We start from the raw sequence: 7,578 nt of genomic DNA on the forward strand, positions 1-7,578 counted from the left end.
TTCCGCACACAATTGTCCCGACGTATAAACCGAGCATTGAAAGGGTTTGAATGGCAAGCACAACAGTTGCCCAACTGGCCGCAGAACTGAGCCGCAGCGCAGCTGCCCTGCTGGAACAATTGCAGGCAGCTGGGGTGGGCAAGGTGACGCCTGACGACATCATCACCGAATCCGACAAGACCAAGTTGCTGGATTACCTCAAGCGTTCCCACGGGGCGGCCGATGACAGCGCGCGCAAGAAGATCACGCTGACCAAGCGTGAAACCTCCGAGATTCGCCAAGCCGATTCCACCGGCAAGACTCGCACGGTGCAGGTCGAGGTGCGCAAAAAGCGCGTCCTGATCAAGCGCGACGAGGCTTCCGCCGACGGCGCAGACGGCCACGAAGTGGTCGAGCTGCCGCTCGATGCGGCCGAGCAGGCACGCCAGGACGAGGAAGATCGTCAGCAGGCCGAGTTGCTGGCACGCCAGGAAGCCGAGTCGAAGGCACGCCAGGAAGCGGCCGAACGCGAGGAAGCCGAGCGTCGCGCCAAGCAGGAAGCGCTGGAGGCCGAAGAACGCCGCCAGGCTGAGCTCGCCGCCCGCAAGGCGGAAGAGGAAGCTGCTGCCCTGCGCGCCGCCGCTACGGCCAAGGCGCCGGAAGACGACGATTCGCGCAAGAAGGCCGAAGACGAGAAGGCTCGCCTGGCCGCCGAACGCGCTGCCGCGCAGAAGGCCGCCGACGATGCCAAGCAGGCTGCCGACAAGGCGCGTGCCGAGCAGGATGCAGCGCGCAAGCGCCGCGAGGCCGCCGAAGCCGAAGCCCGTGCGATTCAGCAGATGCTGAATGCCCCGGCGCGCGTGCTCAAGGCGCCGTCGGAACGCAAGGCCGAGGAAAAGAAGGCCGAGCAGACCGGCACGCTGCACAAGCCGGTCAAGCCGCCTGGCACTGAAGTCAAGAAAGACGAGAAGAAGCCTGCCACGACCACCGCCACCGCTACCACCACCGTCGACAAGAAGACCGGCAAGGTAGTGAAGGCAGGGACCTCCTCGACCTGGCAGGACGAAGGTTCGAAGAAGAAGGGCAGCGGCCTGAAGACCCGCGGCGATTCGTCGGGTGGCGTAGGCGGCTGGCGCGGCGGTCCGCGCGGCCGTGGCAACCGTCACCAGCAAGACGATCGCGGCACGAATTTCCAGGCGCCGACGGAACCGGTGGTGCGCGAAGTGCACATCCCCGAGACCATTTCGGTGGCCGACCTGGCGCACAAGATGGCCGTCAAGGCTTCCGAGGTCATCAAGCAGATGATGAAGCTCGGCCAGATGGTGACCATCAACCAGGTGCTGGACCAGGAAACCGCCATGATCGTGGTGGAAGAAATGGGCCACAAGGCGTTTGCCGCCAAGCTGGACGATCCGGAAGCGCTGCTGGTGGTGGGTGGTGAAGACCACACCGACGCCGAGCAGCTGCCGCGTCCGCCGGTGGTGACCGTGATGGGTCACGTCGACCACGGCAAGACCTCGCTGCTGGACTACATCCGTCGTGCCAAGGTTGCGGCAGGCGAAGCCGGCGGTATTACGCAGCACATCGGTGCCTACCACGTGGAAACCGAGCGCGGCGTGATCACCTTCCTGGACACCCCGGGTCACGAGGCCTTCACGGCCATGCGTGCTCGCGGTGCCAAGGCAACCGACATCGTGATCCTGGTGGTCGCGGCCGACGACGGCGTGATGCCGCAGACGAAGGAAGCCATTGCGGGAAGTGCCGGCGGCTGGTGAAGAAGTGCTGGTGCTGCCGGACGAGCGCAAGGCGCGTGAAATCGCGCTGTTCCGCCAAGGCAAGTACCGTGACGTCAAGCTGGCCAAGCAGCAAGCGGCCAAGCTCGAAACGATGCTGGAGCAGATGAGCGAAGGCGAAGTGCAGACGCTGCCGTTGATCGTCAAGGCCGACGTTCAGGGTTCGCAGGAAGCACTGGTGCAATCGCTGCAGAAGCTCTCCACCGAAGAAGTGCGCGTTCAGATCGTGCACGGCGGCGTGGGCGGCATCTCGGAGTCGGACGTCAACCTGGCCACGGCCTCGAAGGCGGTCATCATCGGCTTCAACGTGCGTGCCGATGCTGGTGCGCGCAAGCTGGCCGAGAACAACGGCATCGATATTCGCTACTACAACATCATTTACGATGCGGTAGACGAGATCAAGGCGGCAATGTCGGGCATGCTGGCACCGGAAAAGCGCGAAGTCGCGCTGGGTACGGTCGAAGTGCGCCAGGTCTTCCGCGTGCCGAAGATTGGCGCGGTGGCTGGTTGTATGGTCACCGACGGGTTGGTCAAGCGTACCGCCCTGGTACGGGTGCTGCGCAACAACGTGGTCATCCATACCGGCGAGCTCGATTCGCTCAAGCGCTTCAAGGATGACGTCAAGGAAGTCAAGCAAGGCTTCGAGTGCGGTTTGTCGGTCAAGAACTTCAACGATGTTCAGGAAGGCGACCAGCTCGAAGTGTATGAAATCACCGAGGTGGCGCGCACGCTGTAAGGCGTGTTGCGGGCGGCGGGCCAACTGGCCCGCCGCTGCCCTTCTCGACAGCAAGCGTATTGAATGGCCAAGAAAGGCAATATCTCCTCTCGTAATCTCCGGATTTCCGACCAGATCCAGCGCGACCTGGCCGAGATGATCCAGCGTGAGCTGCGCGATCCCCGCCTGGGGCTCGTCACACTGCAGTCGGTCACGCTGACCCCCGACTACGCGCACGCCAAGGTGTACTTCACCGTCTTGGCGGCCGATGCCGCGGAAGTGGAGGGCATCCTCAACGAAAAGTCCGGTTATCTGCATTCGCTGCTCTATAAGCGGCTGCATATCCATACCGTGCCGACGCTGCGCTTTTTCCACGATACCTCGGTGGAACAGGCGATCGAGATGTCCAAGCTGATCAAAGAAGCCAACTCCACGCGCGCAAAAGAAGACTGAAACACGGCCCGTACCCACGGGCCGTTTTCTCGTTCCCCCGCTCGTACCTGTTGGTCGCGTCCGGCCCTGAAGTACCTGCCGGCGTCACATAGCTCCCCCGTCATGACCGATCCCAAAAACAATCGCCCGCCCCGGCAACCGCGCCGCGAGGTGCATGGCGTGCTGCTGCTCGACAAGCCGCTCGGCCTCTCGTCCAACGACGCGCTGGTGCGTGCCAAGCGCATGTTGCGCGCGCTCAAGGCTGGACACACCGGCACGCTCGATCCGCTGGCCACCGGCTTGCTGCCGTTGTGCTTCGGCGAGGCGACCAAGTTCTCGCAAGATCTGCTCGAGGCCGACAAGACCTATGAAGCCGCCGTGCGCTTGGGGCTAAAGACCGCTACCGGAGACGCCGAAGGCGAGGTGATCGCGGAGCGCCCGGTAACCTGCGATATCGATGCCCTGCGCGCTGCGATGTCGCGCTTCGCAGGCGAAATCGAGCAGGTACCGCCGATGCATTCCGCGCTGAAGAAGGACGGGCGTCCGCTGTACGAATACGCGCGTGCCGGCCAGACGGTGGAGCGCGCCGCGCGGCGCGTCACCATCCATGAAATCGCGCTGCTGGATTGCGGGCTGCCGCAGGCGCCCACCTTCAGCATGCGTGTGACTTGCAGCAAGGGCACCTATATCCGCACCCTGGCCGAAGACATCGGCGAGGCGCTCGGTTGCGGCGCGCATCTGACCGGCCTGCGCCGCACGGCGGTCGGCGACCTGAGCCTGGACGGCGCGGTGACGCTGGAGCAAATCGAGCAGCGCACCGACGACGAGCGCCCTGGCATGCTCGCGCCCGTCGATGCGCTGCTGCAGCGCTGCGCCGTGGTGACGCTTGACGAGGCGGCGATGGCTCGCTTCCTGCAAGGGCAGCGCATCGCGCAACGCGACCTTCCGGCCGGCGTGGCGCTCGCGGACGACGAACTCGCCAGCGTCTACGGCGGCGAGCCGCGCCGCCTGCTCGGCGTGGCGCGCATGCGTGAAGGCGCTTTGCGTCCCGAACGGCTGGTCAAGCTGTAAGGCACTCGCATCGCGCTGCTAGGCGCGCCGAGCAGCGCGTGAAAGACAAGAGGCCGATGCCTGTAACGGCATCGGCCTCGCTGTGCATCGGGTGCATCGGGCGCGCTTAGTGCGCCCCGGCGGCGGAGGCGTCCAGATCGCCTCCCTTCTTGGGCTTGGTCAGCCAGACAAAGACGATCAGCACGAAGAACAGCACGCCCGAGATCCAGAAGATATCGTTGGCGCCCAGCATGGCGGCCTGCTGCGAAATGCTGCGCTCGATCTGGCCGTTGGCCTGGGCCTGGCTCATGCCCAGCTGCATCAGGTGATTGAGCTGATCGGCATAGGCCGGGTTGTACGGGTTGACCTGCTCCACCAGTTGCGCGTGATGCAGCGCCGTGCGGTTCTCCCAGATGGTGGTCGAGATCGACGCACCGATCGCGCCGAACGTGATCCGCACGAAGTTGGACACCCCGGAGGCCGACGGGATTTTCTCCGGCGGCTGGCCAGACAGGATGATCGAGGTCAGCGGGATGAAGAACATCGCCATCGCCGCGCCCTGGATCAGCGTCGGGATCATCAGCGTGCGGGTATCGACCTGCAAGGTGAAGCCCGAGCGCATCAGGCTGACCACGCCAAAGGTCACGAAGGCCAGGGTCGCGACCCAGCGCGCATCCATCTTGGGCAGGTTCTTGCCGATCACCGGCGACAGCAGGATGGCGAAAATCCCGACCGGCGCCATGACGATGCCGGCATCCGTGGCCGTATAGCCGACGATGGTCTGCAGCCACAGCGGCAGGATCACCAGGTTGCCGAAGAACAGCCCGTAGGCGACCGAGATGGCCACCACCCCCGCGCTGAAGTTACGTCCCTTGAACAAGGTGATATCGACGATCGGATGCTTCTCGTAGCTCTCCCAGATCAGGAAGAACAGGAAGCCGACAATGGCCACCACTGTCAGCACCACGATCGAGGTCGAGTGGAACCAGTCCAGCTCCTTGCCCTTGTCGAGCATCAGTTGCATCGAGCCTACCCAGATCACCAGCAGCGCCAGCCCGATCCGGTCGATCGGCAGGATCTTGATGGCGGTCTCGCGGTCGCGGTAGATCACCCAGGTGGCATAGGCGGCGCCAAGGCCCACCGGGATGTTGATGTAGAAGATCCACGGCCAGGTCATGTTGTCCGAGATCCAGCCGCCCAGCAGCGGCCCCATGATCGGCGCCACCAGCGTGGTCATGCCCCATAGGGCGAGCGCCATGGTGCTCTTCTGGGGCGGATAGCTCGACAGCAGCAGCGACTGTGACAACGGGATCATCGGCCCGGCCACGGCGCCCTGCAGCACGCGCGCGGCCAGCAGGACTTCGAGGTTGGGCGCGACACCGCATAGCCACGACGACATCACGAACAGCAGGATCGACGTGATGAACAGCCGTACCGCGCCGAAGCGCGTGGTCATCCACCCGGTCAGCGGCACCGAGATGGCGTTGGCCACCGCGAACGAGGTGATGACCCAGGTGCCCTGATTGGGCGCCACGCCGAGGTCGCCCGAGATGGCCGGGATCGATACGTTGGCGATCGAAGAGTCGAGCACGTTCATGAACGTGGCCAGCGACAACGCGATCGTGCCGACGATCAGCTTGCCGCCCGACAATGGCACTGGCGCGGCGCGCACGGCCGGCGGCGGGGCGCCAGGCGCGGCGCCGTCGCGCGCGGGGAGGGAGGTAGCCATGTTCAGGTGTTGGCGGGCTTGGCCGCGGCGGCGGGCGCCGATCCCGGTGCTGCCATGGGCTCGCCCGCCTGCCGGCCGCCGTTGTTCAGCGAGATGATGCGGGTGATCAGCGCGTCGGCGTCTTGCGCGACCTTCTCATAGACGTCGGTCTGCATTGGGCGCGCAACCGTGGCGTTGGTCATGGCCGCACCCTCTTCCTTGCGCACGTCCACCGTCACGTTCATCGACAGGCCGACCCGCAGCGGGTGGTCCTTCAGTTGCTGCGGGTCCAGCGCGATGCGCACCGGCAGGCGTTGCACCACCTTGATCCAGTTGCCGGTGGCATTCTGCGCCGGCAACAATGAGAAGGCCGAGCCGGTGCCGGCCGAGAAGCCTTCCACCTTGCCGTTGTAGGTCACTTTGGAGCCGTACAGGTCGGCCTCCAGCGTCACCGGCTGGCCCACGCGCATATGCGTGATCTGCACTTCCTTGAAGTTGGCGTCGATCCACACCTGGTCCAGCGGGACCACGGCCATCAGCGGGGCGCCCGGGGCCACGCGCTGGCCCACCTGCACCGAACGCTTGGCCACGTAGCCGGTCACCGGCGCGGGCAGCGTCGAGCGGGCAAAGGCGAGATAGGCGGCACGCAGGTTGGCGGCCGCGCGCTGCACATTGGGGTGCTTCTCCACCGTGGTCTGGTCGGTCAGGACCTTGTTGGAGGCCAGTTGCTCGCGCGTGGCCAGCAGCGCCGACTGGGCTGCGGTGAGCGCGGTCTGCGCATGTGAGATTTCCTCGCCCGAGACCGCGCCGGAGCCGGCGATGGCCATGCGGCGCTTGAGGTCTTCACTGGCCTTGGCCACATCGGCCTCGCGCATGGCCACGTTGGCAGCCAGCGAGCCGTTGTTGACGTAAAGCGTGCGCACTTCGCGCACGGCTTGCGCCAGTTGCGCCTCGGCTTGCTCCAGCGCTACCTGGGAATCGGCGCGGTCTAGCTGGATCAGGGGCTGCCCCGCGGTGACCAGTTGCGTGTCATCGGCGGTGATCGAGATCACGGTGCCGCCGACCAGCGGGGTGACCTGCACCACGTTGCCCGCGACATAGGCGTCGTCGGTGCTTTCGAAATGGCGCGCGTACAGGCCCCAGTAAATGCCGTAGGCCACGCCGGCCACCACTACCGCGGCGGTCAGCGAGAGCAGCAGGCGCCTGCGCTTGCCGTTGTTGTTGACGGGAGCCGCCGGGGAGGCGGGAGTCTGGGCCGCTTGCTTGTTATCGCTCATGATCGTCTTTTAAGAATGCTGTCGGTGCTGTCGGTGCTGCTCGTTGTTCTTCAGGCAGTGCACGGGTATAGGACGGGCGGCCTTAGCCGCGCGTCTCCGCCGGCTTTTGTGCATCCGTCCCGGCGCCTTCGGCTTGTTCCTGGTAACCCCCGCCGAGCGCTTTCATCAGGCCCATCTGCAGGTCCAGGCGGCGGGCCTGCAGGTCGGTGGCAAGGCGGCGTTGCTGCAGCACATTGCTTTCGGCATTGAGCACGGTGAGCTGGGTGCCCAGTCCCGCCTTGTAGCGGATGGTGGACAGTGAGTACGCGCGCTCGGCCAGGGCAAGCGCCTCGCGCTGGGCCGTGATCTGCGTGTCCACGCTGCGGATGCTGGCGACCGTGTCGGCGGTTTCGCGCAGCGCGTGGCGCGCAGCTTGCCACCCTCGAAGATCGGCAGGCGGATGGCCGGGCCGATGCCGAAGGTCCGGCTGATGCCCATCAACAGGTTGGACGGGTCCAGCGAAGCCACGCCGGCGAAGGCGGTCAAGGTGACGGCGGGCAGGAATTCCGTGCGCCGCTACCTCGATGTCCTTGCTGCTGGCTTCCACGCGCCAGCGTGCGGCTACCAGGTCCGGGCGGCGGCCCA

General features: G+C 65.5%; 4 protein-coding genes and 2 pseudogenes. 3 read left to right on the forward strand and 3 right to left on the reverse strand.

Features of this window, described 5'->3' with window-relative positions; translation table 11 throughout:
- The first annotated feature begins 50 nt into the window (after positions 1-50).
- The 3 genes and pseudogenes from OR16_RS28855 (at position 51) to truB (ending at position 3,990) form a co-directional block, all read left to right on the forward strand.
- Positions 51-2,508, forward strand: a pseudogene (locus tag OR16_RS28855) (translation initiation factor IF-2).
- A 63-nt stretch (positions 2,509-2,571) separates the two neighbouring features.
- Positions 2,572-2,940 (forward strand): 30S ribosome-binding factor RbfA, encoded by a 369-nt coding sequence (rbfA, locus tag OR16_RS28860; protein WP_006162086.1) that lies wholly within the window; start codon positions 2,572-2,574, stop codon positions 2,938-2,940.
- A gap of 102 nt (positions 2,941-3,042) precedes the next feature.
- On the forward strand, positions 3,043-3,990 hold the full coding sequence (gene truB, locus OR16_RS28865; protein ID WP_006162088.1) for a tRNA pseudouridine(55) synthase TruB: 948 nt from the start codon (positions 3,043-3,045) through the stop codon (positions 3,988-3,990).
- Between the two features lie 106 nt (positions 3,991-4,096).
- Here the strand turns inward: truB and OR16_RS28870 are convergent, their stop codons facing one another.
- The 3 genes and pseudogenes from OR16_RS28870 to OR16_RS28880 form a co-directional block, all read right to left on the reverse strand.
- Positions 4,097-5,698: a DHA2 family efflux MFS transporter permease subunit gene (locus OR16_RS28870; RefSeq protein WP_006162089.1), complete on the reverse strand. Its 1,602-nt coding sequence runs from the start codon at positions 5,696-5,698 to the stop codon at positions 4,097-4,099.
- A gap of 2 nt (positions 5,699-5,700) precedes the next feature.
- On the reverse strand, positions 5,701-6,954 hold the full coding sequence (locus OR16_RS28875) for an HlyD family efflux transporter periplasmic adaptor subunit (protein WP_006162094.1): 1,254 nt from the start codon (positions 6,952-6,954) through the stop codon (positions 5,701-5,703).
- An 82-nt stretch (positions 6,955-7,036) separates the two neighbouring features.
- Positions 7,037-7,578, reverse strand: a pseudogene (locus OR16_RS28880) (TolC family protein); the annotation flags it as partial.

It is taken from the genome of Cupriavidus basilensis OR16 (assembly GCF_000243095.1).
GTDB classification, from domain to species: domain Bacteria; phylum Pseudomonadota; class Gammaproteobacteria; order Burkholderiales; family Burkholderiaceae; genus Cupriavidus; species Cupriavidus basilensis_D.

Bases quoted from the DNA above. Each gene is read 5' to 3' on its own strand.
- OR16_RS28870 (WP_006162089.1), bottom strand. From the start codon at position 5,698: ATGGCTACCTCCCTCCCCGCGCGCGACGGCGCCGCGCCTGGCGCCCCG.
- rbfA (WP_006162086.1), top strand. From the start codon at position 2,572: ATGGCCAAGAAAGGCAATATCTCCTCTCGTAATCTCCGGATTTCCGAC.
- OR16_RS28875 (WP_006162094.1), bottom strand. From the start codon at position 6,954: ATGAGCGATAACAAGCAAGCGGCCCAGACTCCCGCCTCCCCGGCGGCT.
- truB (WP_006162088.1), top strand. From the start codon at position 3,043: ATGACCGATCCCAAAAACAATCGCCCGCCCCGGCAACCGCGCCGCGAG.